Raw genomic sequence first — 24,963 nt, forward strand, 5'->3', positions numbered from 1 at the left:
ATTTTTAAAATTCTTTCTTTGGCTTATCGTAATCGTCGTCGTCGTTTTGGTTTACGTTGTAATTTGATTGCTGCCATTTATAACTTTGAAGTCTCTCTTCCTGCTTCTAAAACTTTCTCTCCACAGTCTTAATTTCAGTTCTGCAAGAGGTCTAACCAAGAAATAGCGTTGCGGCGCTTCGCGCCGCAACGTCTATTCTTTCACTGGGAAGGGAGTAGAACATAAAACCCTAAAGAGAATGGAGATGCGAAGCACCTCTATTCTCTTTAGGGTTTTGAAGAGAAAACACTATTTCTCTTTTGGAAGTGATTCTGCTAAGCTACGATCGCTGCCGCTTTAGTTGTTCCGAGTGATTCCATTACCAATTCTGCAAGGTCATTGATAAAAATTGGATGACTATTTAAAGCAGGAACGCGATCAAAGTTGTGAATACCCGCTTCTTCTGCAACTTCACGATACTCAATATCGATTTCTTGCAAAGTCTCAATATGCTCCGACACAAAACTGATCGGCACAACTAAAAGATCGTTAACGCCACGCTTTGCTAAATTCTTAATTGCTTCTTCAGTATAGGGTTGGAGCCATTCGACGGGACCAACACGACTTTGATAAGCGAGGGTATGCGCGTTATAGCGTTGATAGTCTCGGCGCAAAGCCTTCATAATCCCGTCAACACAGTTTTCCATTTCTGATTGATAGGGATCGCCGTATTTGGTGACATATTTCACAGGTACACCGTGAGCACTGAAGAAAATATGCACATTCTCAGGTTCGGCAAAATCCTGTAATTTTGCATCAATTAATTGATTCATCGCCCGAATATAGCCAGTGCGCTCGTACCAAGATTTAATTGTGATTCTCTCGATCGCTTGGAGTTCAGGGTCATTTTCCCAAAGTACATCGAGTTGCTTAATGCTCGAACCACTAGTGCTGATGGAGTATTGTGGATATAAAGGCAACACCACAAGGCGTGTAATGCCATCCTGTTTGATTTGGGCGATCGCTTCTTCTGTGTAGGGATGCCAGTAGCGCATGGCAACATATACCTTGGCATCAACTCCATGACGCTGCAAAACGTTTTCAATATTTTCACCCTGCTCCTCAGTAATCTGACGCAACGGTGAGCCACCACCAATCATGCGATAATTTTCTTGACTGATGGGAGCGCGGCTAGCAGCGATCAGTGAGGCGATCGGCTTTTGTAAAAAAGGAAAGGGGAGGCGAATGATTTCTGGATCAGCGAATAGGTTATACAAGAAAAGATAGACATCTTCTAACTTTTCAGGACCTCCCAAGTTTAATAGCATTACTCCAACGCGACCAGACATAAAGCAATTTCCTAAATTTGATAAGTTGATAGTTTGATTAATATGAGTGACGCAAAGCCTCGCTCATAATGATGAATAAATGGATTATTTTATTAAATGAAATTTTAAAACGCTGTCTAAAATCTTAGTCTAAGTTATAGATAAGTATAAGCTTTTGTTTTGGGGTGCTTAGACATAAAGTAGGGTGTAATAAAGCAACATCTTAACCCTATTACTTATCTAACCATTGCTTGACACAGGCTTCCAACAAATCAATATCTAAAGGCTTTGTCAGATAATCATCACAACCAGAGGCGATCGCCGATTCTTTATCTCCTTTCATCGCATGAGCCGTGACCGCAATTATGGGGATATGGGCGGTGCGATCGCTAGCTTTGAGTTGTCGGGCTACTTCCCATCCATCAATTTCTGGCAAAGATAAATCTAGCAATATCAGATCAGGATGATGAGTTACTAGCCAATCTAGTGCTGATTGACCATCTTGGATGCAAGTGACACGATAGCCTGAATCTAGAAACACCTGTTCCACCAAAACTTGGTTGTCAGGAGCATCTTCGACCACTAAGATTAGCGGTGGGCTGTTAAGTGCGGGCATAGGTGCTGAGCGGTTCTTTGATGAACTTGATATAGAGATGTTTAAAGGTCGATTTCAAGACTCTGGGCATTCCAAAGTCGATCGCCATCATCGTTTCTGGTAGTTTCCAATCGCTGCTTTGCAATTGAGCGATCGGATCGCCGATGATGTCAATTGCATCAAGATCGCTACAAAGTCCTGTGCGGATCGCGGCTGCAACCGTCGGCACATCGAGAGGTTTAACTCCAAGGATCTCCACCATAACGCGATCGAGTGCAAAAACATCACAGGAAGCCGCTAAAACTCCTAATTCTTTTGGTTCACCAGCGCTAGGTCCATTCCCTTCATGTCCGACAATACCATCAAGGATTGTTAGTTCAGGATTAATTGCTCTTGCTGTTTCGATGAGCATTTGTGCGAATCGTTCGACATCTTTGCCAGCTTCCATATGCCACCAAGCTTTCATCTTGCCTGGAACGCAGCCAAATAGATTTTTGACACCGAGGGTTAGGGTCAGTTGCATATGGGACTTGACCTTAGGCAAATTAATTACCACATCTGCATCCATCGCTTCTTTACTGAGACGCAAATGTTGCAGTTCACCTTCGCCCTCGGTTGCGTAGCGTTTGCCATGAAACTCGATAATTGGTAAGCCTAATTCTTCGGCAAGGGGTAACAAGCCATTCGCCTTGGCAATTCCTTTGGCACTACCGAAGGCGGGGCTATCCCCTAAAAATGGCTTCCCACCAGCGTCCTGTACCATTTTGGCGACACAGTACACCAATTCGGGACGAGTGGTGCATTCTTTGGTTGGTCGTGAGCCTGTGAGTAAGTTGGGCTTGAGGAGAACGCGATCGCCTGCTTTGACGATGCTGGACATACCTCCTAGGGGTGCAAGTACTGCCTCTAGTGCTGTCATCAGTGATGCAGTTTCGTAGCTAGAGGTATGTAGAAGACTGACGATTGGTTTCATGAATATGTCTAGAAGGTGGTGGGTCAGCAAACTATTTAAAAATATAACCTAGTAACTATGTCTTATACAAAAACAGAAAATGGCTATGCCATTTTCTGTTTTTAAAACCCAGTCTCAAAACCCAAGAATTATTGGTGCGGCGCGAAGCGCCGCACCAATAATTCTTGGGTGGAAGGCAATAGTTAAGACTAAAAGCTTTTTTCAGTGCGATCATCGGCGCTGGCTCACTAATTAGTGATATTAAGCTGTAACTCCTATCTGGTAACGATTTCAGGCTTTAGTCACAATTTACTTGTAAAGCCTTGCTAATCAAAGGCTTCATCGCTCTATCACTAATTAGCTGTCCAGCGCCCTAAGTCCAGATAAAAGGAAGCAACGCGAAGCTCTGCCTCCTTTTATTTGGGCTTTATTAAGTTATTGCCATACAATAGCTATAGATAGCCAAAACCACTGAAGGAGTGGGCTTTCATATTTCTGTATTTTTTAAAAAGTCATAATCTGAGTAAATTTATGTCTATTCAAGTCTATGGCATACCCAATTGTGGGACTTGCAAAAAAGCGATCGCTTGGTTAGACAATCAAGGAATTGCCTACGAATTTATCAACACTAAAGACTATCCCCCAACTCGCACGGCGATCGCTGAATGGGTAAATGCATTAGGAGAAAGAGTAATGCGAAATACCTCTGGACAATCCTACCGATCGCTCGGCTCTGAAAAAGAAACATGGTCACATATTCAATGGATTGAAGCCTATGCCAAAGATTCGATGTTGCTAAAGCGTCCTTTATTTATTAAAGATGGTAAGGCGATCGCGATCGGATTTAGAAACCCTGAAGAAATCAAGCAAAAATTAGCTTAAAATCAGCCTAAATGAGGCATCTTATAATCATACATACTCATTCTAAAGAGTGATAGTAATTCCTATGTGAACTAACGTATATTGAATTGGTAATTATGAATTACTAGTTATCAATTCGTAATTCGTAATTTGTAATTTACTGATTGCTAAATTATCTCCAAAAAAATTCAATCACATGGGTAAAAACAACAATGAGCCAAAGACTAAAGCGATGGGAGTCACCACGCAAAGAAGGTAGAAACGATAAAGGTAAAGGTGGCTCAGCACGCCAACGCCAAAAGAAAAAACAATTGCAAATGCTTCGTAAAAAATTAAAAGCAGGAATTAATTCCCAAATAAAAAGAGATGGCACTAGTGCCATCTCTTTTTGTTTTTCAGAGAAAGTTGCGAAGCAACTTTCTCTCGGCTAGTGTGTAACCACAGGAACCTGCTGAGCAAAGTCTGCATCACCAACTTCGTGAAAATCAGTCTCACCAAAAATTGCAGTTTCAAACTTGTAATGCTTGAACTCCAGAATATTGCCCGAATTATCAGCTAAGAAAAAGGTTCGATGCTCCAAAGGTGTATCCACAAAGCGAACTTTTGGCTTTTGATAAAACTTAAGACGCTTATCATGGACTTTTTCTAATAAAGCCATCCAGTTATTTTCGGAATAAAACACTAATCCGAAATGGCGCGGATAAATACCACGTTGCGATTCTAGAGATTCATGAACAACGTGCGCCACCAACTGGTGACCATACAAACTCATGATCAGCGAGTCACTTGACTCGCGTCCTGCCAAACAACCCAAACCATCAATATAAAAAGCTTTGGTGCTTGGAATATCTTTGACTGGAAATGCGAGATGAAAGAGGATCTTGGTCATGTTGCCGTATTTTCTAGCATAAGTTTGGTGCGCTTGAGTTTATCAGGAACTTCAATTGGATATTTTCCTGTAAAACAAGCCGTGCAAAAATGCGTGGTATCAATTTGTGTCGCTTTTAACATTGCGTCGTGGCTGAGATACGCAAGCGTATCAACCTCAATCTGTTTGGCGATCGCATCGACAGATTTCTGTGCTGCGATCAAATGATCTTGCGAGTCCGTATCAATACCATAAAAACAAGGGTGAGTAACAGGAGGCGAAGAAATACGCATATGTACCTCAGTTGCACCAGCCTCACGCAATGCTCTTACTATTTTACGACTCGTCGTTCCCCTTACGATCGAATCATCAATCACAATTACCCGTTTACCCTGCAAAACATCCTTAAGTGTATTGAGTTTCATACGGATGCCAGACTCCCGCATCGCTTGGGTTGGCTGGATAAAAGTACGCCCTACATAGCGGTTTTTAATCAAAGCCTCACCGTAGGGAATCCCTGACTCTCGTGAAAATCCGATCGCCGCAGGAATGCCCGAATCTGGCACACCGATCACAATATCGGCATCCACAAAGCTTTCTTTGGCTAATTCTCGCCCAATTCTCAATCTGTAAGTGTAAAGACTTTCATCATGCATGACACTATCGGGTCTTGCAAAATAAATCATCTCAAAAACACAGAGTTTTGGTTGTGATTCTTCCCATTGCCAAGACTCAATCCCTTTGTCCATGGTAATGATCACTAGTTCTCCAGCTTTGACCTCACGGACATATTCTGCACCGATAATATCTAAGCCACAGGTTTCTGAAGACAAGACATAGGAACCATCGGTCGTTTTGCCGATCACCAAAGGACGTACACCATAGGCATCCCTAGCGCCGATAAGCGCATTAGGAGTTGCCATCACTAAGCTGAACGCGCCATGGCAACGCTTCAGAGCCGTAATGATCGCTGCTTGCCAATTTTTGCCCTCCTCTACAGCTTCGCAAACTGCAAAAGCAATTCCTTCAGAATCGGTAGTTGATTCGAGGGCATGACCCTGAGCCGACAGTTCGCCACGTAACTCAGTGGCATTGACTAAGTTGCCATTGTGAGCAAGGGAGAAATCACCCAATCTCGTATTTATGACAATTGGTTGAGCGTTACAAACCTTACTCGAGCCTGTGGTCGAATAGCGGTTATGCCCAATTCCTAAAGCACCTTTCATTTCTGAGAGGATCGTTTCATTAAATACTTGGGCAACTAGTCCCATGGCTTTGTGAGTATGGGTCGTGCCGCGATCATCGTAGACAGTAATACCTGCTGATTCTTGCCCACGATGCTGTAAGGCATACAGACCAAAGTATACAAGTTTAGCAACATCCCCTTCTGCTGCTAGTACCCCGAAAACACCACAAGCTTCCTGTGGTTTGTCCGTCTCAATGTCATTGTTAAAATCTAGATCATCAAAATCGGTATGATTTATAAGGTTCTTAGGCATCTCATCAGCAAAAACAGAATGGTCAGAATGGTCTGGCAACATAGCAGTTATACGCAATACATTAGTTTGGGTAGAAGAGAAAAGCCCACTCTATAGATCGTACCAGTGTTAAGCATTTCTTAACCAAAATTAGCAAAGCAAACCCAGAAGGAGGAGGGAGACACTCTGCGTTGCCCTCCTCCTTCTGGGTTTTAATTTGTCCTTCTGCCCTGTAAACTTAATTACGAGGTTGTGTAGTAAGGCACAACTAACTTAATTTTGTTTTCTGTTTCTAGAAATTTTCTAGAGCATAACAAAAAATCATAGTTATAAAATTTAGATAAAGCAAGGATTCCTAAACATGGATAGTACAATCAGCCTTGAGATTATTGAGGTCGTTGAACAGGCTGCGATCGCATCTTCTCGGTGGATGGGCTTGGGTAAAAAAGACGAAGCCGACGAAGCAGCAGTTGAAGCAATGCGCGAGCGCATGAATAAAATTCATATGCGTGGTCGTATCGTCATTGGTGAAGGTGAACGTGACGAAGCACCCATGCTCTATATCGGTGAAGAAGTAGGTATTTGCACACAGCCAAATGCTGCCGAATTCTGTACCATCGAAGAATTACAAGAAATTGATATCGCTGTTGACCCTTGCGAAGGGACAAACCTAGTTGCCTATGGTCAAAATGGCTCAATGGCAGTTTTGGCAATTTCTGAGCGCAATGGCTTGTTCCGCGCTCCTGACTTTTATATGGACAAACTAGCTGCACCACCTGCGGCAAAAGGTCACGTCGATATTCGCAAAACACCTACTGAAAATCTGAAAATTCTTTCGGAATGTCTAAATCGCTCGATCGAAGAATTGGTCGTCGTTGTTATGGATCGTCCTCGTCACAAAGGCTTGATCTCAGAAATCCGTGCTGCTGGCGCTCGTGTGCGTTTGATCAGTGATGGTGATGTATCCGCTGCAATTTGCTGTGGCTTTGCTGGTACAAACATCCATGCTTTGATGGGTATTGGTGCTGCTCCTGAAGGTGTTATTTCGGCAGCCGCAATGCGTTGCTTAGGTGGACATTTCCAAGGTCGTCTAGTTTATGACCCAGCCGAAGTTAATACCCCTGAAAGCGCTAAGTGGACTCGTGAAGGTAACTTGGCTCGCCTCAAGGAAATGGGTATCGAAGATGGCGACAAGGTCTATGATGCCCATGAACTAGCTTGTGGCAAAGATGTATTGTTTGCTGGCTGTGGTATTACCCCAGGTACATTGATGGAAGGTGTCCGCTTCTTTGGTGGTGGTTGCCGTACTCAGTCTTTGGTTATCTCAACTCAATCGAAGACTGCTCGCTTTGTTGACACCATTCACTTGACTGGTGATGCTCCTAAGACTATTAATTTGCGTTAATAACTTAGTTAGAATTACTAGCACCTGTGGTGCTAGTAATTCTAACCCCCAAAAAAGTAAAGGAAAGCGCTTCGCGCTTTCCTTTACTTTTTTGGGGGGTTTAAAGAATGGTGGCAGCTATATTACAGAACGTTAAGGAGTAATAAGTACCTACTACACTAGTAGCTATCTCCTGATAAGCTCATCCAATAAGATAATTATTTCCAGTCCTAAATAAGAAACGCATTTACGATATGAATATTGCAGTTGTTGGCTTGAGTCATAAAACGGCGACTGTGGAAGTACGGGAAAAGTTGAGTATTCCCGAAGATCGCATGGAAGCAGCGATCGCTCAACTGATGAGCTATCCGAATATTGAGGAAGCTGCAATTTTAAGCACTTGTAACCGCTTAGAGTTGTATGTAGTTACTAGCGAAGCCGAAGGTGGTATTCGTGAAATTATGCAGTTTCTTGCGGAATTTAGCCAACTACCTCTACAGTACCTGCGTCGCTATCTGTTTATTCTGCTCCGCCAAGATGCCGTAACTCATCTGATGCGAGTTGCATCAGGCTTAGATAGTTTGGTACTTGGTGAAGGTCAAATTCTCGCTCAGGTCAAAAATACTCATCGTCTTGCCCAGCAATATAATGGGGCAGGTCGGATTCTCAACCAACTTTTTAAACAAGCTCTTTCAGCAGGTAAACGAGTTCGTACTGAAACTGAAATTGGTACGGGTGCGGTGTCAATTAGTTCGGCAGCCGTAGAACTAGCTCAAATCAAGCTGCAAAATTTATCGGATAAACATACAACGATCATTGGCGCTGGCAAGATGTCGCGTTTATTGGTAAAGCATTTGATTTCTAAAGGGGCGCAAAAGATTGCGATTGTTAATCGATCGCGCGATCGCGCTGCTGCTATGCTCAAGGAATTTGAAACTAGTGAGGCTCAGTTTGATATTCGTCCGCTCGATCAAATGCTGGATTGTGTGTCAATTTCTGATCTTGTATTTACCAGTACTGCTTCTACAGAAGTAATTCTGAGCCGCAAAAATCTTGAAGCGATCGCTTCAAATCACACTGGCTTGACTCTCGTTGATATTTCTGTACCGCGCAATATCAGTTCTGATGTCAACGAGTTGCCGAATACCAGAGCCTACAACGTTGATGACTTGCAAGCAGTAGTTGCCGAGAATCAAGAAAGTCGTCGCCAAATGGCGATGCAAGCCGAGATTTTGCTGGAAGGTTGTGTGGCGGAGTTTGATAGCTGGTGGCGATCGCTTGAGACTGTCCCCACGATCAGCAAGCTGCGTCAAAAGATGGAAATCATTCGTGAGCAGGAGATGGAAAAAGCACTATCTCGCCTCGGCAATGATTTTGCTGACAAACATCAAGATGTGATCGAGAGCATGACTCGCGGCATCATTAACAAAATTCTCCATGATCCGATGGTGCAGCTTCGCGCCCAACAGGATATCGAGACGCGCCGTCGCGCGATGCAAATGTTACAAGTCCTTTTTGATCTAGATTCACCCTCTAGTCAACTTAAAGAAGGGTAACAAAAAAGCCGCCTTTAGGCGGCTTTTTTGTTGCTGAAATGGAATTGCTTAACTTGATGTCTACAGTGTTCTCAGCGTACCTGAACTATGGCTATACGATAAAACCCTCAAAATTTATATTTTGTCTGATGGTGAATATCTCGAATCAGAACTTACCCCCCTTTTGGCGATAATTAATTCCCAAAATTTCTTGCCTAAAGAATGATTGTGTTTCCGTCATCGACTAAAGTAAACTTTTGTTAACACATTTAATAATTACAAAAATTTGATGTGCGCCACTTTGCGGTGGACATCAAAAAACTAAAAACTTTTTTTAAATCACAAGGTAATGCGATGAGTACAACTAAAGCGACGGGATTTGCTTCGGGCTCTCAAAAGAAAAAGAAGAAGGCTCCAAACAAACGTGAGGTAGCTGCGAGTAAATATGATGAAATGAAGGACAAAGGTTTGCCTGAGTTCAATATTTTTATCCGCATCAAGGGGAAGGAATGGGTTCCTGCGGGTTCAATGGCAGTGGAACGTAGTAACCTCATTAGTCGGGCTATCTTCCAACAAGAAGCAGAGTTATTAAAGGGTGCAATCCGTTTATATCCTATCTTGCGGAAGTTCAAGGACAATTTGGAATATGGCTATAGGTTGAAAGAGTTTCCCGATGAGGAAGTCACTGTTGCAGTTTTGCCTGAGCCAACGATTGGCGATAAAGTCCAGTATGCTTTCACTAAGGCTAAGGAATATTTTAATAGCGTAACGAAGAATAAGGACGCTAAATAGATATCAATCGTTTCTACTCAGTTAAAAATGTTAAGACTATAGCAAAAAAAAGAGTTAGCTAGTACAAACCAAAAAAACAGAAGATGAGTTGCGGCGCTTCGCGCCGCAACTCATCTTCTGTTTTTTTGTCCTAAGCAAAACTTGCTTTGCTATATTCCCTGTAACCCTGTTAAGGCATGGTCACTTAATAAGAGAAATGTAGCAATTTACAATGGCAAGCTTAAAAACGATATTGAGTTTAGGTCTATCTCGGTATTGATATGATTGACAGATGTTACGGTAAATCAAACAAATTTATGCCTGTATATAGTTTATATTGTGATAGAGGTTTATCGATAACTTAGCTAATAAGATTGCTTATCAGTTGTTTTTTTTTGGCTTCAGTTTGAGTTGAGACTTCAGAAATTCTGGAAGTTTTTCCATATAGGCGATCTAAAACTCGCTTTACAGAAATACGCTTCCAAGTTTGTCCTCGTTTAGTGGTGTAGCCCTGTTTGTTTAACCAGTCAGCGATCTTTTGTAATGACTTACCTGATTTATGGTGACGACGAATTAGTTCAACTACTTGAGTCTCTTCAGGATCTTCCACCAACTCTCCATCTAGCGATCGCTGTCCAAAAGCAGGCGAACCGTAACCTGCATATCCCCCTGATGCAGCTTTAGCCAATCTACCGCGTTCTAGTCTTTCCCAAACAGACAGTCTTTCTAACCTGTTTTCTGTCATGGCTATAAAAATTAAATAATAAAAATAAATTTATTTTGTGCATAAGAATATGGCAATACTGAATACTGCCATTATTAAAGATGCTATTTCCCCCTTCACAGCAATTATTGATCAAATGAAGCAAAATTTTCAAAAAATTTCTTGATTCAGGTTTGAGCGATATCGCTATAGATCTCAGTTTAACCCACTTTCTGACACAATATTAACCTGTCTTAATTTATCTTTCTCCTCAAAATAATAAAAAGCAATAAAAATAAAATATGAATACAGCAGTTTTTATCCAAGACCAAACTGAATTTGAAACCTTAAGGGCGAAGACCTCTCTGCTTGTTGTAGACTGCACAGCTACTTGGTGCGGCCCCTGTAAGGTAATTGCACCATTCATCGATCAACTGGCCGCAACTTATAGCGATCGCGCTCAAGTCATGAAATTAGACATTGATGGAAATAAGCCCTTAGCTAAGGAATTTGGACTGAAGAGTATTCCTGCCGTCTTATTCTTTAAAGATGGAGAATTGGTTGAGACAATGATTGGAGTCAAGACCTATGAAGAGTTTAGTAAAACCTTAGATAAATATCTATAGTTTGATTGTCAGCACTGGACTGTTAAAGAGGGATAAGTAGATAATCCGAACCCGCAAATTTGTGCCACGCAGTGGCACAAATTTGCGGGTTCGGATTTGCAATTCGAAGTATTTATCCTGATAGCATAGAAACACTCTAACGATTAGAGCGATCGCAGTCTAAATACTGACCAGTCTTGAAAATATGCCAAAACCACCCTTAGAACAGCTTTTTTACTCTAGTCTGGTTACTGAACATATTGTCCCTAAAGGTCGTGACTTCCCTTTTAAGAGATGGCATAATCGTCTAGTGGAAGTTGCCAAACACTATGAGGGTTTTCTGCGTTGCGATCTATGTCCACCACTCAGGTGCAAAGATCCAGTTGTGAAATGGTATTACATTATCCATTTTGATTCACCTGAGCATCTTGATCAATGGATGGAGTCAAGCGATCGCAAGCGGTTATTAGAATCAGGGCAAGAAATATTTTCGGCTTATCGATTTAAGTCTTTTACTACGGGTTTAGAAGGCTGGTTCTCGATGCAGTCAGGCTCTTCAGAAAATCAAGGTTTGGGACCACCGCGATGGAAACAGATTTTATCGGTAGTATTAGGGCTTTATCCTGTCGTCATGGTTCAGGCTATTCTATTTTCAGCGCTGAGAATTATGCAATCTTGGTCATTGGCTAGCTCAATGATTATCAATAATTTAATCACCTCGGTGATCTTGAGTCTATTTGTGATGCCTTTTGTATCGCAACGTTTGAGATTTTGGCTGCAACCAGCCTATCTACCGATATCACGCAAGACTAATTTAATCGGCACGGTCATAGTATTAGCTAGCTTGGGATTGATGGTACTTGTATTTAGTGGAATTTTAGGATTGGTTAAGCAATAACAAAGCCTCACTTTGCAATGCTTTTACAGCGCTTTGCGCTTAAGCCCAAACCAAGAAAAATTTTGAAAGCGTTGCAAAGCAACGCTTTCAAAATTTTTCTTGTGGTTCGTTTGATCGGAAATTGCTGTAAAACCTGAAGCTTACGATTGCAGTGTATACCCACAACAACCCGCCAAGCCCTTGCTCGAACTGCATTTAAAAACTTCACTGTACAAAACTCAGTATCAGCAAGAACAAGCACTTTCGTTCCATGAGTTAATCGCTTTGGTACTGTCGCCAACAACTTACAAGCTAAGTCCGATGGACTCAGATATCCCCCTTACCTCGCCATACTCTAAAACTCCACGGTACTCGCCACTCACCGCAGACCAGATACAGTATGTAGTCCTCGCTTACCGTTAAGCATTCTTACCCACGAGTCGGGTTTAGTTGCTGTCGGATTGCTCAAATGTAAAAAACTTGCCGCATTTTTCTAGCGTCGTCAAGTCTATTAATATCTGCAATGGCGTTGTTTTGAATGGTCGATGCTGGGCGATTAGCATCACGTGTTGCTCAAATCACCCCTCTCGTTGACCAGTTGTAGTGATTGAGAAATCGACTTAACGAACTGGCTGATTTTATCTGCGTATGTTCTAGATAAGTTTGTCCTTGTGCTTCCAGAAATAGTCCCAATATTGCATTCAAACTTGCTTTTTGATGCACACTTGGCATCAGACAAAAAGGAATTCAAGGTCTTTTCAATAAAGATGACATATATTACCAAGGCAATACATGTCATCTTTCTGTATGTCAATTTGCGAATGTCAAAGTGGACTCGCTGATCTTCCAGAGCTTGTGCAAATAGAACTCAACACGATCGCCTAAAGCAGTCACCAGAGTTCCTTCCTCAGCACAAATATCTCTAGAGATCCAAGTACCGCTAAAGCAAACTTCAACATAGCGATCGTCAACTCTATCCACACTAAGCTTATTAGAGAGGCGATCGGACATGACAGACTTTAGCAACAATAAATCCACAACATCCGCAGTTAATAGAAAGGCTGCTCGACTGGATTCGATGTGGATTGACAAGCCAGAACGCAAGCTGAGCAACATCCGATTGGTGACAAACTCCTCTAAGGAGATATCTAATCTCTCTAAGTGCAATCCAGCTTCAGTGTAAGTGAGTTTCAACATTGGGATTGATTCTCCAGAATATACCACTCTAAATAGGGGGCGATTTTCAAGATGCCTATGACAACTTGAAAATCGCTATATGGATCGCTATCCACTGTTTATTTCTTGTTGCGATCGCCAGAATTGTTCGGCAAAGGCAACGGTAGGATGCATCGGGGCTTTGGGCTTAGTCCGCAAAGTCATATTGGCTTCGTGAGGCGTGCGATTTCCTTTACGGTTATTGCAAGGTTCACAAGCAATGACGACATTTTCCCAAGTATTCAATCCACCCTTAGCGCGGGGAATGACGTGATCGATCGTCAGTTTTTTGGTGTTGCCGCAATATTGGCAAGTGTGATTGTCACGGCGCAGAATTTCTCTACGGGCAACGGGTGGAACTCGCCAAAACCGTTCTGATTTCGTCAGCGTCAGACGGATATGTTCTGGCACTTGCAGGACGAGTCTGGGGGAAACAACTTGCCAAGTTTGTTGGCTAATGAGTTCCAAAGGTTCGGCGCGACCTGTGACTAACAGAGCGATCGCTCGTTTGATGTTGATTCGGCTCACTGGCAGATAGTTTTGCGAAAACACGACTACCGATTGCCTCAATACATCTGGTTCATACTGATTGATAGATTGCACTGGCTTCTCCTCACGATATAGTTGGTTTCATTTTGCCTACGGCAAAATGAAACCTTAAAACTCTTACTAAGATTGATTTTTGATTTTCCAATGAGTATGTACTCATTGGAAAACTGTTACAAAAAATGCCCCCGCTTTCACACCTAAGAAAGCGGGGGCGAAAGACTTGATTGTCTATTCGTTATGTGGGTACGGCGATCTGCCGATACCTCCCGCTTGGGTATGTCTCTGGATTAATGGCACTAATAAATCTGCGGACGCTGGTGAGAGCATCTCTCCGCGAGTCTTGTTTGGTTGAATGTTCGGGGGATTCTAAGTTACCGCGATCGCCAGAAATATCATCATAAATATCGCCACAAATCCCAATCGCATCTTGGCTACCAATGGTCATCGCCAAGCCAGATATTGCCAAGGCATTGGCTCGTTGCCAAACTTGGGGATACCCGATCTGATGCTGACCGATAGACAAATAGGATTTCATGGGAATGTACTTGGAATTTCTTAGATAGTCATACTACACTTGTAGTATAAACATAGATATCTAAGTTTGTAAACTAACTAGGAGAAATATTTATGCAGACACTACATCAAAGCCCTGCAACTACCGAGATGGAAGTTACCAGTATTCGCCTAGAGCGCGAGTTAAAGGAAAAGCTCAAGGAACTTGCTGGAGGACAAGGCTATCAGGCTCTCATCCGTGGTGTTTTGTGGGATTACATTGATCAGCGGCAAACATCACCGACACAGAGGCAGATCTCACCCGAACAAATTCGCGCCAGTGTCACCGCTACGGCTCAGCGAAATGAGTCTTGCGCCCTCACAGGTAAATCGATCCGATCGCAAGAATCTATGTTTTTAGGCTTAACCACCAATGGCGATTGGGTTCCCTTAAGCGTGGGTAGTTTTTAAAAATAAAAAGGGACGCAAAGCGTCCCTTTTTATGGCAATGGTTCTGCCTGATAGTGCGTAACCATTGCCTGTAGGGGCAATTCATGAATTGTCTCTACATTTTTGGGTCATATCTCGCGATGAATGGGCTAAAGCTGGTAAACGAAATCCAAAGATTGCGCCTTGAGGCTGTCGATTTTCTGCCCAGATTGTACCGCCATGAGCTTCAATAATTTGGCGAGTTAGGTACAAACCTAATCCCGAACCAGTAGCTAAGCGATCGCCTTGACCTTGATAAAAGCGATCGAACAGGTAAGGCTTCTCATCAATTTTAATACCCGCACCAAAATCAATCACTTGCACAACTTGATTGGATGAGTTAGTCTCAAGTACTAGTTCTACCTTTGCGCCTCTGGGGGAATGGTTAATTGCATTGGTAAGCAGATTTGTAAAAACGCGCCGTAATTGGAATGCATCTCCATTCACCCAGAGAAATTTACGAAAGTCCGATTCTCCATAGTTCAAATTTACATACACATTGCGACTAGTCGATAAGGGAATCAGCAAGATCGCGACCTCTTCCGCCAAAGTCACAAGATTAATGGGAGCTAATTTTAGCTGTAATCCTTCCGTTTCATTACGATAGACATCAAGAAGAGTTTCTACTAGACGCAAACTATTCTGATGACTACGAATCATCGTTGCTAAAACAGTTTTTTGTTGAATCTGAATTTTTCCAAATTGTTCGCGTTCAAAGGCATGGAGAGTCTCGATCGCTCCTAGTAATGGGGTCTTCAAGTCATGGGCAAGGGTGGAAGCAAAATCTTCACGCATATTCATAATTTTTTCTTGCGCCTGTAGTTTTGCCTGTTGCGTGACTAAAACTTGTTGAGTGCGTCGATAGCGATCGCTTAGAACTGCTGTCACAACTAAAGCCAAGACAGTTACCAAGCGATTGACCACCATAGAGACTTGAATTGTCTCATGATTAGGAATCCAGATATTGATGATCGTCAAAAACACCGCCGCAAGTGTGAATAGAAAAGTATTGGTACGGCTCAATCGGGAATTAGCAATCAGAATCGGACTGATGTAGAGATACCCCATCACATAGTCTGGCGGTGTGGAAAATTCTAAAACAATCACTATCCCAATCAAGCCCACAATCATCCAAAATGAAGGCGATCGTACAGTTTGTGCTGCTACTTGATCTGGATTTGGCATAGTTACTAATTCACATGGTTTGATCTAAACATATTCTAAACACCAACTAAACAGCTAAATCTTTACCGAGCTTAGAACCTAGATATTAGTATGCAAAAGCGTTCTAAACGCAAAGATATACCTTGTCAAGCAGAGAAAATGGATCGATGATTTGACTGTTAGGAGCAGTTTCCCAACATTTAATCGATCTTAAGAGAAGAATTTCCACCATGTTACAAGGATGGATTCAGATTTGCCTAACATTATTGCTGATAGTAGCGATCGCCCCGATTTTGGGTAGCTACATCGCACGGGTGTTTCTAGGACAAAAGACAATATTGGACTCAGTTTTAAATCCATTGGAGAAGTTGATTTTTAATCTCAGTGGCGTTAAGACTGAAGCGCAAATGACAGGATGGCAATATGCTCTCGCCATTTTATTGAGCAATTTGGTCATGGCGATACTGATGTTTTCGTTACTGATGTTTCAGGGTATATTGCCATTTAACACCACGAATCTAAGCGCTCCTAGTTGGGATTTAGCCTTACATACAACGATTTCGTTTATCACGAATACCAATCAACAGCATTACTCTGGCGAAACTGCTCTGAGTTATTCCACACAGATATTTGGCATTGCTTTCTTAATGTTCACTTCCGCAGCAACAGGAATTGCGGTGGGTCTTGCCTTTATTCGTGGTTTGACGGGTAGAGCTTTAGGTAATTTCTATGTAGATTTGACATTGGCGATTACGCGGATTTTATTACCGATCAGCATTATCGGCGCGATCGCCTTTATCGCCGTAGGTGTTCCCGAAACTCTCTCAGCACCAGTGGTTGTACCAACTTTAGAAGATCCGAATATCAGTCAGGCGATCGCCTTGGGTCCTGTCGCACATTACGAGTTCATCAAACAACTGGGCGAGAATGGTGGTGGATTCTTTGCAATTAACTCGGCTCATCCCTTTGAGAATCCGAATGGGTTCTCTAATTTACTACAAATTTTAGCGATGATTTCTATTCCCACAGCGATGATCCATACCTATGGAATCTTTGCCAATAATCGCAAACAGGCTTGGTTATTGTTTGGTATGGTATTCATTCTCTATGTTGCTTTTATTATCATTACGGGAATTGGTGAATATCAAGGCAATCCCCTCGTAAATACTCTACTCGGTTCACAGAATCCGAATTTAGAAGGGAAAGAAGTGCGGTTTGGTTGGGCGCAATCCGCTCTATTTGCTGTGACAACAACTGGAACTATGACGGGTGCAGTTAACTCTTTGCACGACTCGTTTATGCCTAATGGTGGCTTTATCACTCTCTCGAATATGTTTCTCCAAATTATTTGGGGAGGACAAGGAACGGGAACCGCTTATCTATTTGCCTATTCGATTTTGGCAGTATTTGTAACGGGTTTAATGGTTGGTAGAACTCCAGAATTTCTAGGAAGAAAGATCGAGAAAAATGAAGTGGTTTTAACCAGTTTCTTACTTCTGCTGATTCATCCAATTGTGATTCTGATTCCTGCGGCGATCGCCTTAGCATTTCCCGATCAGTTAGCAGGAATCAGCAATTCAGGATTTCATGGACTATCGCAAGTAGTCTATGAGTATGCTTCGGCGGCGGCAAATAATGGTTCTGGCTTTGAAGGTTTAGCCGACAACACACTTTGGTGGAATCTCAGTACTTCCGTTAGTTTGTTGGGAGGTCGTTATATCCCAATTATTGCTTTGTTGTTATTAGCCGATGGAATGTCGCGCAAGCAACCAGTCGCCATGACCACAGGCACACTTCGCACCGATACAGTTCTATTTACCACTGTCACCGCAGGGGTGATTTTGGTTATGGGTGCTTTGACTTTCTTTCCTGTACTGGCGCTAGGTCCAATTGCCGAAGCATTTCTGATTGCTAGAGGTGGTTAATTTTTTGACAGTTTAGAAGTAAGTCGCAAGCAATAGGACAGTAAGGGTTCTTTTTTTAAATCTATGAACAACAATAGCAACTTATCATCGCAATCAAAAAAAATGCTTGGCAGCACTCGTGAGTCGCGTAGACATATTCCGAAAGTGTCAGTAGATGGACTTTATCAAAGAGCTGTCAAAGATGCTTTTCGGAAACTCAATCCCAAAATTGCGGTACGAAATCCTGTCATGTTTATGGTCTGGGTCGGTACGATTGTGACCTTGTTAGTCACTATTGATCCTAATCTTTTTGGTACGGTCAAAGGCGATCCCCATCAAGAGCGCATTCTCAATGGATTGATTACCGTAATTCTCTTTTTTACAGTAGTATTTGCCAACTTTGCGGAAGCGATCGCTGAAGGGCGAGGTAAAGCTCAAGCGGACTCATTACGCACTACCCAATCAGATACGATCGCCCGTAAAGTCCTTCCTGATGGCACGGTTCAATCCACTAGTTCTACCGAATTGCGGCGCGGTGACTTAGTAAAAGTAGCGATCGGGGAAATGATTCCTGCTGACGGAGAAGTGATAGCGGGCTTAGCCTCTGTCGATGAATCAGCGATCACAGGTGAATCGGCTCCCGTTCTCAAACAAGCAGGGACAGATATTTCCAGCTCAGTTACAGGCGGTACGCGCGTAGTTTCCGATGAATTAACGATCAGGATTTCGGCTGACCCTGGGCAGGGATTTATCGATCGCATGATTGCCCTTGTCGAAGGAGCCGAACGCACAAAAACGCCTAATGAGATCGCTTTGACCGTGCTGCTAACAGTGCTAACACAGGTGTTTCTGATTGTGGTTGCCACGATGACCCCGATCGCTAATTATGTGAATACACCCACAACCATTGCGATTTTAATTTCTCTCTTAGTGGCGCTGATTCCCACCACGATTGGCGGTTTATTGAGTGCGATCGGCATCGCAGGTATGGATCGCGTCGCGCAGTTTAATGTGATTGCCACCTCTGGTCGCGCCGTTGAAGCTTGCGGTGATATCAATACCCTCGTTCTCGATAAAACTGGCACAATTACACTAGGCAATCGCTTAGCCGATGAATTTATCCCTGTCAATGGTCACTCCCTCGCCGAAGTCGCCACCGTAGCCCTTGCGGCAAGCATCTTTGATGAAACTCCTGAAGGTCGTTCCATTGTGCAGTTAGCCGAACAGTCAGGAGCCATAGTCAAATTTGATCGCAATCAAGCCAAAGGTATCGACTTCTCGGCACGTACCCGTATGAGTGGCACTGATTTACCTGACAGTATCGAAGTCCGCAAAGGAGCCGTAGATGCGATTCGTGGCTTTGTGCGATCGCGTGCTGGTACAGTCCCCGAAGAATTTGAAGCCGCCTATGAGAAAGTCTCAAAACTTGGTGGTACTCCTTTAGGAATCTGTGAGGGTGGCGATCTTTATGGAGTGATTTATCTCAAAGATATTGTCAAATCAGGACTGCGCGAACGTTTTGATCAACTACGGCGCATGGGTGTACGCACAATCATGCTTACGGGAGATAACCAGATCACAGCTTCCGTAATTGCTGAAGAAGCAGGTGTTGATGATTTTATTGCGGAAGCAACCCCCGAAGACAAAATCGAAGTAATTCGCAGCGAACAGTCCCAAGGTAAGCTGGTGGCGATGACAGGCGATGGCACAAATGACGCTCCTGCATTGGCTCAAGCTAATGTCGGTGTTGCCATGAACTCAGGCACACAAGCTGCCAAGGAAGCTGCGAACATGGTGGATTTGGATAGTGATCCGACTAAGTTGATTGATCTCGTAGCGATCGGCAAACAATTGTTGATTACACGCGGAGCCTTGACCACCTTCTCGATCGCTAATGACATTGCCAAGTACTTCGCGATCATCCCCACAATCTTTGCTGCTTCAGGAATTGGTGCTTTGAATGTCATGGGTCTAAAAAGTCCGCAATCAGCCATTCTCTCGGCACTAATTTACAATGCTTTAATTATTCCTGCCCTAATACCCCTTGCCCTCAAAGGCGTGAAGTTCCGTCCTCTCACTGCCGATCAATTATTGCAGCGTAATATCCTGCTTTACGGACTAGGCGGCGTAATCGCTCCATTTATTGCGATTAAATTTATCGATATTCTGCTACCCATTGCTTGAACACAGATTAAACGGATTATTTGATTTCACGGATTTTCTTTAACCCGTTTAAAAATTCCTATCTAAAAATCAGCGTCATCATTATTATGAAAAAATCTCTGCCCCATGTTTCTCAAAATTTTCCTATCGAAGCCATGAAAGGGCTTTGGCAACTCTCAAACAAAAAGAAATATCCAAAATATCTATTTTTCACGCTTTGCTTTAATTTGATTGTTGCTCCCGTTGTCTATGCCGCCAATGCTGATAGCTTTACTCGCACTCAGGCGTACGCATTAGGGCTTTTAGGAATTGCTACTGTCTGCTTCTCAATCTATCTTTTTGTCGTCATGTTTCAACCAGAGAAGTTTTAAATTAATTACGAATTGCGAATTACTCCAAATCTATAAATCTATGAACGAAATTATTAAAGCTATTCGCGCTACTATTGTTCTTTGGGTTCTTGTTGCTGTCATCTATCCCTTTGGAATGTTAGCGATCGCACAATTACCATTTCTCTCCAATCAAGCCAATGGCAGCCTGATTCGTAACCCTCAAGGACAAGTAGTTGGATCATCTCTCATTGGTCAACCATTTACTAGCGATCGCTATTTCAACAGTCGTCCCAGCACCACTAACTACAGCACTGCCGATCCCAAAAATGATAGTGCAAATATCCTCAAAACAGGCGTTTCAGGTGCAAGCAATCTCGCACCGAGTAATCCTGACTTGCTTAAAAGAATTAATCCTGCGATCGCCAAACTCCAACAATCAGGAGTCTCGCCAACTGCTGATTTAGTCTATACTTCTGGCTCTAGTCTTGATCCGCATATCACTCCAGAATCTGCAAAAGCTCAAATTGCCAGAATTGCTCAAATCCGCAAAGTGGAACCTAGTCAACTAGAAATATTAATTCAACAAAATAGCGATCGCCGTTTTCTCGGTATCTTTGGCGAGGATGGCGTAAATGTCTTGAAGTTAAATTTAGCGATCGATGCGATATCAAAAGCTTAAAATAAGAAATGTAGGGGCAATTCATGAATTGCCCCTACATTTCTTATTTTGTGTAAGTCCTAAAATATCTAAGGTTAAAATATGCCATATAACAATTACAAAAAGATTGATCAAGTTCTAGGCGAGTTTGAAGTCACCTATGCCGAGCAGAACTTTATCCAAATCTTTGAAGTAGAAGTGCCTACATACTTTGAATCTGAAATTGAATTGACCCTTAGAGAAGGTGTATATAAAAACTCAGAATATGCACTGTGCGAAACCTTGATTTATCCTACCCTCAGAGAAGTATGGAAACTCTATAAAAACGACCTACTACTATGGAGTCATCAGCCTCTAAATTATGATGAGAATCTATGTGGCATTCCAGACTATATGGTGGCTAAGCGATCGCCTATGGGCAAAATCTTTCTCGAAAATCCCTTCTTGATTATCGTGGAAGCCAAAAAGGATAATTTTGAAGAAGGTTGGGCGCAATGTATTGCGGAAATGATCGCCGCTCAGACAATCAATCAAAAGCACAATTCAGCATCTACACCGATTTTTGGTATTGTATCTACTGGTGTAATTTGGGAATTTGCTATTCTTGATGAAAATCTGGGTAAGAAACATTTTACGAAAGAGATTCTCATTTATACAATCCAAAATCTTAAGTTATTATTCGCAGCACTGAAGTACATTTTTGAACAGTCCAAATTACAGTTGCTGAACGTCTAAGTCATTATGATTAAAGCTCATCGACGTGGCAAGCATAAAATTTTTATCGGCATGAGTCCTGGAGTAGGTAAAACCTATCGAATGCTAGAGGAAGGACATCGATTGCGGTCTGAAGGAATAGATGTGGTTATTGGGCTTTTGGAAACTCATAACCGAGAAGAAACTGCGAAAAAAGCAAAAGGGCTAGAACTCATTCCCCGCCAACAGATTAATTGGGAATCGGTCATCCTTACAGAAATGGATACGGAGGCGATTCTCAAACGCCAACCACAACTAGCTCTAGTAGACGAATTAGCGCATACTAACGTCCCCAATGCCGAACGAGAAAAGCGCTATCAAGATGTAGAAATTCTGCTAGAAGCAGGGATTGACGTTTACTCTACTGTGAATATTCAACATATCGAGAGCCTGAATGATACTGTGGCAAAGATTACAGGCATAATTGTGCGCGAACGCATTCCCGATCGCATTTTAGAAGATGCCGATGAAGTTGTCGTCGTTGACGTTACGCCTGAAACTCTTCAGGAACGCCTACGTGATGGCAAAATCTATGCCCCTGAAAAAGTTGATCAATCTCTAAATAATTTCTTTCAACGTCGTAATTTGATTGCCTTGCGCGAGTTAGCCCTGCGGGAAATTGCTGACAACATTGAAGATAATTTAGAAGCTCATGATCAATCAGTTTCTACAACCAATCTTGTTTGTAATATTCACGAAAGGATTTTAGTCTGCGTTTCCACCTATCCTAATTCGCTTCAGTTGTTACGAAGAGGCGCAAGGCTAGCTAACTATATGCACGCGCAACTTTATGTGCTATTTATCGATGCTCCTGATCGCTTTTTGACTAAAGCTGAAAGCTTGCATGTTGAGACCTGCGAGCGTCTATGTAAAGAATTTGAGGGGACTTTTATTCGTGTAAGCAATAGTAATGTTTTAAAGGCGATCGTCGATACAGCTAAAAGCTATCGGATTACGCAAATTGTGATGGGCGAAAGCCAAAAATCACGTTGGCAGATTTTATTTAAGGGATCTCTCACTCAAAGAATCTTGCGCTTACTCAAGAATGTAGATATTCATATTATCTCGACGAGTAAGACTCAAGATGTGTAGTTTAGAAACCATTTACAGCAATTATCAAGCAAACGAATCACAAGAAAAATTTTAAAAGCGTTGCAAGGCAACGCTTTTAAAATTTTTCTTGGTTTGGGGGTGAGCGCAAAGCGCTGCAAAATAGACTACGGTTGGGAAATTGGATAGTAATTACCCAAACCTGTAAAGTTGCGCCCCGCAAGAGCGCAACTTTACAGGTTTGGGTTTGTAATTAATTATGCCCATCTACTTATTCGTGAAAAAATATTTCAGATTTTTGTTAAAAATTGCTTTTTAAAATGCCTAAACAAATTGCTAGAGTGCAATGATAGGAAAACCGTGTTAATAAAATTGATTGAAATTAGTAAATATTTATGGATAGTACATTAGCGATCGCATACCTTGGGGCCTTAGTTGTGCTGCTAGCTGGGGTTAGCTGGTTAGTTATCCGCCAGATTTTGAAAGCCCGTAGTTTAGAAAATGTAATTTCTGACCTTCAGCCTAAGCTGCAAAAGGAAAAAGGTACACCCGAAGACTATTACCAACTTGGTAGTGTCTATTTGCGAAAAAAACTCTATGCTCAAGCCATTGTCCTATTTAATAAGGCTCTGAAAGAAGGTGGTGAGAACGTTCCTGAAGTTTACAATGCGTTAGGATTTTCCTATTTCTCCCAAGAACAGTACGATCTAGCGATTAAAAATTACAAAGAGGCGATCGCCTTGCAAGATGGCTATGTGACTGCTATTAATAATCTCGGTCATGCCTATGAAAAGAAAAAGTTGCTACCTCAAGCGATCGAAATGTATGAGCAAGTGCTGAAACTAGATGACAAAAATGAAACAGCCAATCGCCGCTTAACTTCTTTACGTAAGCAAGTTGTACCAGCATCATAAAAAAAGGGACGCTTAGCGTCCCTTTTTTATTGCTTAGATTCGATCAAACCGCCACCTAGCAACAAATCATCACGATAAAATACCGCCGCTTGCCCAGGGGCAATACTAAATTGGGGTTCGTCAAAGACTATCCTTGCCCGATCGCCTTCGAGAGGAATCACCGTTGCCGAGGCTGGAATCGTCCGATAACGCACTTGGACTTCTGCATGAAAAGGAACATCGGTAGGTGCGATCGATACCCAGTTCACTTGATGGATAGTGCATTCTTTGTCATGGGCTTCTGAGCGATCGCCTACGACTACTTCATTTTTGATCGGGTCGAGGGCAATCACATACAAAGGATTTGCCGCCGCTACCCCTAGCCCTTTGCGTTGACCGATGGTGTAGTGATAAGTCCCATCATGTTCACCCAAAACATTGCCATTAGTATCCACAATCTTGCCTTGGACAGGTGTGAGATATTTATCGAGAAATGCTTTCATGGAGCCATTGGCTTCGACTAGGCATAAGTCCATGCTTTCAGGCTTTTCGGCAGTGGCTAAGCCAAACTCAGCAGCAATTTTGCGGGTTTCGACTTTGGTGGTGTCGCCCAAAGGGAAAATACAGCAGCTTAGTTCTTCTTGCCCGACTTCATAGAGAAAATAGGACTGATCCTTAGTATTATCAACAGCGCGGCGCAATTCATAACGACCCGATTCAGGATTAAAACTGAGCTTGGCATAATGCCCCGTTGCAATTTTATTAATCCCTAACTTTTCACGAGCATAGGTCATCATGGGCGTAAACTTTACCGCTTTGTTGCAACGAGAACAGGGCGAAGGTGTGGAACCTGCTGCATAGCCTGTAACTAGATAATTAATAATGTTTTGTTCAAAGACATCACGGCTATCCACAATTTCGTGGTGAATCCCTAATTCTTCGCATAGTCTGGCGGCATCGACCATTCCCTCAGAGCAGCATTGTCCTTTGCCACGCATTAACCACAATGTCAAACCTGTTACATCGTATCCTGCACGATGCAATAGGGCAGCCGCAACGGAGCTATCAACTCCGCCCGATAAACCGACTACGACCTTTTCTGCTTTTTTTTCTATGCTTTCTGCGTTTGACATTTGCTGCAATCGAACCATTCAACCTAAATTGTAACCCACATCTCGCTGTCAAAAGAAGGAAAAAACAATTAGGAATCAGGGAGAGGGAAAAGATAATAGCGACGGCAAGCAGAGGAAAAATTGGGAAGGGAGCAAGTACCTGTGCAGATTCACGAAAGTATGCCAACACTTTTGTTTTGTGGATTAAAAACACCCCCAATACCAAAACTAAAAATCGCTCCGCGATTTTTAG

General features: G+C 42.5%; 26 protein-coding genes and 1 pseudogene. 16 read left to right on the plus strand and 11 right to left on the minus strand.

Translation table 11 applies throughout. The features are described from left to right. A pseudogene (locus B9G53_RS05360) lies at window positions 1–132 on the plus strand (IS5/IS1182 family transposase); the annotation flags it as partial. Between the two features lie 182 nt (window positions 133–314). On the opposite strand, the gene hemH reads toward B9G53_RS05360, so the two are convergent. The 3 genes from hemH to B9G53_RS05375 form a co-directional block, all read right to left on the minus strand. Further along, the gene (gene hemH, locus B9G53_RS05365; protein WP_094529956.1) at window positions 315–1,328 is read right to left on the minus strand and encodes a ferrochelatase; all 1,014 of its coding nucleotides are present in this window, start codon (window positions 1,326–1,328) and stop codon (window positions 315–317) included. Between the two features lie 211 nt (window positions 1,329–1,539). Next, window positions 1,540–1,923: a response regulator gene (locus B9G53_RS05370; protein ID WP_094529958.1), complete on the minus strand. Its 384-nt coding sequence runs from the start codon at window positions 1,921–1,923 to the stop codon at window positions 1,540–1,542. Next, on the minus strand, window positions 1,910–2,875 hold the full coding sequence (locus B9G53_RS05375; protein ID WP_094529960.1) for a DUF362 domain-containing protein: 966 nt from the start codon (window positions 2,873–2,875) through the stop codon (window positions 1,910–1,912). The genes B9G53_RS05370 and B9G53_RS05375 overlap by 14 nt, the downstream gene beginning before the upstream one ends. Before the next feature lie 510 nt (window positions 2,876–3,385). On the opposite strand from B9G53_RS05375, the gene B9G53_RS05380 reads away from it, so the two are divergent. Both B9G53_RS05380 and B9G53_RS05385 read left to right on the plus strand, forming a co-directional pair. Further along, window positions 3,386–3,736, plus strand: a complete 351-nt coding sequence (locus tag B9G53_RS05380) for a Spx/MgsR family RNA polymerase-binding regulatory protein (protein ID WP_094529962.1) — start codon at window positions 3,386–3,388, stop codon at window positions 3,734–3,736. A 191-nt stretch (window positions 3,737–3,927) separates the two neighbouring features. After that, window positions 3,928–4,146 (plus strand): hypothetical protein, encoded by a 219-nt coding sequence (locus B9G53_RS05385; protein ID WP_094529964.1) that lies wholly within the window; start codon window positions 3,928–3,930, stop codon window positions 4,144–4,146. On the opposite strand, the gene B9G53_RS05390 is transcribed toward B9G53_RS05385, so the two are convergent. Next, the gene (locus B9G53_RS05390; RefSeq protein ID WP_094529966.1) at window positions 4,143–4,604 is read right to left on the minus strand and encodes a VOC family protein; all 462 of its coding nucleotides are present in this window, start codon (window positions 4,602–4,604) and stop codon (window positions 4,143–4,145) included. The genes B9G53_RS05385 and B9G53_RS05390 overlap by 4 nt on opposite strands. Continuing rightward, on the minus strand, window positions 4,601–6,124 hold the full coding sequence (gene purF / locus B9G53_RS05395) for an amidophosphoribosyltransferase (protein ID WP_094529968.1): 1,524 nt from the start codon (window positions 6,122–6,124) through the stop codon (window positions 4,601–4,603). The genes B9G53_RS05390 and purF overlap by 4 nt, the downstream gene beginning before the upstream one ends. Before the next feature lie 298 nt (window positions 6,125–6,422). Here purF and glpX point away from each other — a divergent pair, with 298 nt between their 5' ends. The 3 genes from glpX to B9G53_RS05410 all read left to right on the plus strand — a co-directional run bounded on the left by glpX (window position 6,423) and on the right by B9G53_RS05410 (window position 9,772). Beyond that, window positions 6,423–7,466 (plus strand): class II fructose-bisphosphatase, encoded by a 1,044-nt coding sequence (glpX, locus tag B9G53_RS05400; protein ID WP_094529970.1) that lies wholly within the window; start codon window positions 6,423–6,425, stop codon window positions 7,464–7,466. Between the two features lie 233 nt (window positions 7,467–7,699). Then, window positions 7,700–9,001 carry a glutamyl-tRNA reductase gene (locus B9G53_RS05405; RefSeq protein ID WP_094529972.1) on the plus strand — a complete coding sequence of 434 codons (1,302 nt, stop codon included), beginning with the start codon at window positions 7,700–7,702 and terminating at the stop codon, window positions 8,999–9,001. A 333-nt stretch (window positions 9,002–9,334) separates the two neighbouring features. Continuing rightward, the gene (locus tag B9G53_RS05410; protein WP_094529974.1) at window positions 9,335–9,772 is read left to right on the plus strand and encodes an HHL1-like protein; all 438 of its coding nucleotides are present in this window, start codon (window positions 9,335–9,337) and stop codon (window positions 9,770–9,772) included. Between the two features lie 340 nt (window positions 9,773–10,112). On the opposite strand, the gene B9G53_RS05415 is transcribed toward B9G53_RS05410, so the two are convergent. Beyond that, window positions 10,113–10,496, minus strand: a complete 384-nt coding sequence (locus B9G53_RS05415; RefSeq protein ID WP_094529976.1) for a recombinase family protein — start codon at window positions 10,494–10,496, stop codon at window positions 10,113–10,115. A 260-nt stretch (window positions 10,497–10,756) separates the two neighbouring features. Between B9G53_RS05415 and B9G53_RS05420 the strand changes: the two genes are divergently transcribed. Further along, complete coding sequence (locus B9G53_RS05420) at window positions 10,757–11,080, plus strand: co-chaperone YbbN (protein WP_094529978.1); 324 nt, start codon at window positions 10,757–10,759, stop codon at window positions 11,078–11,080. 184 nt (window positions 11,081–11,264) lie between these two features. Further along, complete coding sequence (locus B9G53_RS05425; protein WP_094529980.1) at window positions 11,265–11,957, plus strand: hypothetical protein; 693 nt, start codon at window positions 11,265–11,267, stop codon at window positions 11,955–11,957. Between the two features lie 789 nt (window positions 11,958–12,746). Here the strand turns inward: B9G53_RS05425 and B9G53_RS05435 are convergent. The 3 genes from B9G53_RS05435 to B9G53_RS05445 form a co-directional block, all read right to left on the minus strand. After that, on the minus strand, window positions 12,747–13,133 hold the full coding sequence (locus B9G53_RS05435; RefSeq protein ID WP_094529984.1) for an alr0857 family protein: 387 nt from the start codon (window positions 13,131–13,133) through the stop codon (window positions 12,747–12,749). A gap of 87 nt (window positions 13,134–13,220) precedes the next feature. After that, window positions 13,221–13,754, minus strand: a complete 534-nt coding sequence (locus tag B9G53_RS05440; RefSeq protein ID WP_094529986.1) for an HNH endonuclease — start codon at window positions 13,752–13,754, stop codon at window positions 13,221–13,223. A 181-nt stretch (window positions 13,755–13,935) separates the two neighbouring features. Then, window positions 13,936–14,235 (minus strand): hypothetical protein, encoded by a 300-nt coding sequence (locus B9G53_RS05445; RefSeq protein ID WP_094529988.1) that lies wholly within the window; start codon window positions 14,233–14,235, stop codon window positions 13,936–13,938. 92 nt (window positions 14,236–14,327) lie between these two features. Between B9G53_RS05445 and B9G53_RS05450 the strand changes: the two genes are divergently transcribed. Further along, window positions 14,328–14,663, plus strand: a complete 336-nt coding sequence (locus B9G53_RS05450) for a hypothetical protein (protein ID WP_094529990.1) — start codon at window positions 14,328–14,330, stop codon at window positions 14,661–14,663. 81 nt (window positions 14,664–14,744) lie between these two features. On the opposite strand, the gene B9G53_RS05455 is transcribed toward B9G53_RS05450, so the two are convergent. After that, window positions 14,745–15,866 carry a sensor histidine kinase KdpD gene (locus tag B9G53_RS05455; RefSeq protein ID WP_094529992.1) on the minus strand — a complete coding sequence of 374 codons (1,122 nt, stop codon included), beginning with the start codon at window positions 15,864–15,866 and terminating at the stop codon, window positions 14,745–14,747. Between the two features lie 209 nt (window positions 15,867–16,075). Here B9G53_RS05455 and kdpA point away from each other — a divergent pair, with 209 nt between their 5' ends. The 7 genes from kdpA (at window position 16,076) to B9G53_RS05490 (ending at window position 23,619) form a co-directional block, all read left to right on the plus strand. Then, entirely contained in the window at window positions 16,076–17,770 is a 1,695-nt protein-coding gene (kdpA, locus tag B9G53_RS05460) for a potassium-transporting ATPase subunit KdpA (RefSeq protein ID WP_094529994.1), read from the plus strand. A 102-nt stretch (window positions 17,771–17,872) separates the two neighbouring features. Then, complete coding sequence (gene kdpB / locus B9G53_RS05465; protein WP_094530101.1) at window positions 17,873–19,933, plus strand: potassium-transporting ATPase subunit KdpB; 2,061 nt, start codon at window positions 17,873–17,875, stop codon at window positions 19,931–19,933. An 86-nt stretch (window positions 19,934–20,019) separates the two neighbouring features. Beyond that, complete coding sequence (locus B9G53_RS05470; protein WP_094529995.1) at window positions 20,020–20,283, plus strand: potassium-transporting ATPase subunit F; 264 nt, start codon at window positions 20,020–20,022, stop codon at window positions 20,281–20,283. 40 nt (window positions 20,284–20,323) lie between these two features. Then, the gene (gene kdpC, locus B9G53_RS05475; RefSeq protein WP_094529996.1) at window positions 20,324–20,923 is read left to right on the plus strand and encodes a K(+)-transporting ATPase subunit C; all 600 of its coding nucleotides are present in this window, start codon (window positions 20,324–20,326) and stop codon (window positions 20,921–20,923) included. Between the two features lie 81 nt (window positions 20,924–21,004). Then, the gene (locus B9G53_RS05480; protein ID WP_094529998.1) at window positions 21,005–21,637 is read left to right on the plus strand and encodes a hypothetical protein; all 633 of its coding nucleotides are present in this window, start codon (window positions 21,005–21,007) and stop codon (window positions 21,635–21,637) included. Window positions 21,638–21,643: 6 nt separating this feature from the next. Continuing rightward, window positions 21,644–22,747, plus strand: a complete 1,104-nt coding sequence (locus B9G53_RS05485) for a universal stress protein (RefSeq protein ID WP_094529999.1) — start codon at window positions 21,644–21,646, stop codon at window positions 22,745–22,747. A 353-nt stretch (window positions 22,748–23,100) separates the two neighbouring features. Then, window positions 23,101–23,619 carry a tetratricopeptide repeat protein gene (locus tag B9G53_RS05490; RefSeq protein ID WP_094530001.1) on the plus strand — a complete coding sequence of 173 codons (519 nt, stop codon included), beginning with the start codon at window positions 23,101–23,103 and terminating at the stop codon, window positions 23,617–23,619. A gap of 26 nt (window positions 23,620–23,645) precedes the next feature. Here B9G53_RS05490 and mnmA read toward each other — a convergent pair whose 3' ends face one another. Continuing rightward, on the minus strand, window positions 23,646–24,731 hold the full coding sequence (mnmA, locus tag B9G53_RS05495; RefSeq protein ID WP_094530103.1) for a tRNA 2-thiouridine(34) synthase MnmA: 1,086 nt from the start codon (window positions 24,729–24,731) through the stop codon (window positions 23,646–23,648). Window positions 24,732–24,963 lie beyond the last annotated feature (232 nt).

The sequence above is a fragment of the Pseudanabaena sp. SR411 genome (assembly GCF_002251945.1).
GTDB lineage: Bacteria > Cyanobacteriota > Cyanobacteriia > Pseudanabaenales > Pseudanabaenaceae > Pseudanabaena.

Coding starts and splice junctions, on each gene's coding strand:
- hemH (WP_094529956.1), bottom strand. CDS start 1,328: ATGTCTGGTCGCGTTGGAGTAATGCTATTAAACTTGGGAGGTCCTGAA.
- B9G53_RS05370 (WP_094529958.1), bottom strand. CDS start 1,923: ATGCCCGCACTTAACAGCCCACCGCTAATCTTAGTGGTCGAAGATGCT.
- B9G53_RS05375 (WP_094529960.1), bottom strand. CDS start 2,875: ATGAAACCAATCGTCAGTCTTCTACATACCTCTAGCTACGAAACTGCA.
- B9G53_RS05380 (WP_094529962.1), top strand. CDS start 3,386: ATGTCTATTCAAGTCTATGGCATACCCAATTGTGGGACTTGCAAAAAA.
- B9G53_RS05385 (WP_094529964.1), top strand. CDS start 3,928: ATGAGCCAAAGACTAAAGCGATGGGAGTCACCACGCAAAGAAGGTAGA.
- B9G53_RS05390 (WP_094529966.1), bottom strand. CDS start 4,604: ATGACCAAGATCCTCTTTCATCTCGCATTTCCAGTCAAAGATATTCCA.
- purF (WP_094529968.1), bottom strand. CDS start 6,124: ATGTTGCCAGACCATTCTGACCATTCTGTTTTTGCTGATGAGATGCCT.
- glpX (WP_094529970.1), top strand. CDS start 6,423: ATGGATAGTACAATCAGCCTTGAGATTATTGAGGTCGTTGAACAGGCT.
- B9G53_RS05405 (WP_094529972.1), top strand. CDS start 7,700: ATGAATATTGCAGTTGTTGGCTTGAGTCATAAAACGGCGACTGTGGAA.
- B9G53_RS05410 (WP_094529974.1), top strand. CDS start 9,335: ATGAGTACAACTAAAGCGACGGGATTTGCTTCGGGCTCTCAAAAGAAA.
- B9G53_RS05415 (WP_094529976.1), bottom strand. CDS start 10,496: ATGACAGAAAACAGGTTAGAAAGACTGTCTGTTTGGGAAAGACTAGAA.
- B9G53_RS05420 (WP_094529978.1), top strand. CDS start 10,757: ATGAATACAGCAGTTTTTATCCAAGACCAAACTGAATTTGAAACCTTA.
- B9G53_RS05425 (WP_094529980.1), top strand. CDS start 11,265: ATGCCAAAACCACCCTTAGAACAGCTTTTTTACTCTAGTCTGGTTACT.
- B9G53_RS05435 (WP_094529984.1), bottom strand. CDS start 13,133: ATGTTGAAACTCACTTACACTGAAGCTGGATTGCACTTAGAGAGATTA.
- B9G53_RS05445 (WP_094529988.1), bottom strand. CDS start 14,235: ATGAAATCCTATTTGTCTATCGGTCAGCATCAGATCGGGTATCCCCAA.
- B9G53_RS05450 (WP_094529990.1), top strand. CDS start 14,328: ATGCAGACACTACATCAAAGCCCTGCAACTACCGAGATGGAAGTTACC.
- B9G53_RS05455 (WP_094529992.1), bottom strand. CDS start 15,866: ATGCCAAATCCAGATCAAGTAGCAGCACAAACTGTACGATCGCCTTCA.
- kdpA (WP_094529994.1), top strand. CDS start 16,076: ATGTTACAAGGATGGATTCAGATTTGCCTAACATTATTGCTGATAGTA.
- kdpB (WP_094530101.1), top strand. CDS start 17,873: ATGCTTGGCAGCACTCGTGAGTCGCGTAGACATATTCCGAAAGTGTCA.
- B9G53_RS05470 (WP_094529995.1), top strand. CDS start 20,020: ATGAAAAAATCTCTGCCCCATGTTTCTCAAAATTTTCCTATCGAAGCC.
- kdpC (WP_094529996.1), top strand. CDS start 20,324: ATGAACGAAATTATTAAAGCTATTCGCGCTACTATTGTTCTTTGGGTT.
- B9G53_RS05480 (WP_094529998.1), top strand. CDS start 21,005: ATGCCATATAACAATTACAAAAAGATTGATCAAGTTCTAGGCGAGTTT.
- B9G53_RS05485 (WP_094529999.1), top strand. CDS start 21,644: ATGATTAAAGCTCATCGACGTGGCAAGCATAAAATTTTTATCGGCATG.
- B9G53_RS05490 (WP_094530001.1), top strand. CDS start 23,101: ATGGATAGTACATTAGCGATCGCATACCTTGGGGCCTTAGTTGTGCTG.
- mnmA (WP_094530103.1), bottom strand. CDS start 24,731: ATGTCAAACGCAGAAAGCATAGAAAAAAAAGCAGAAAAGGTCGTAGTC.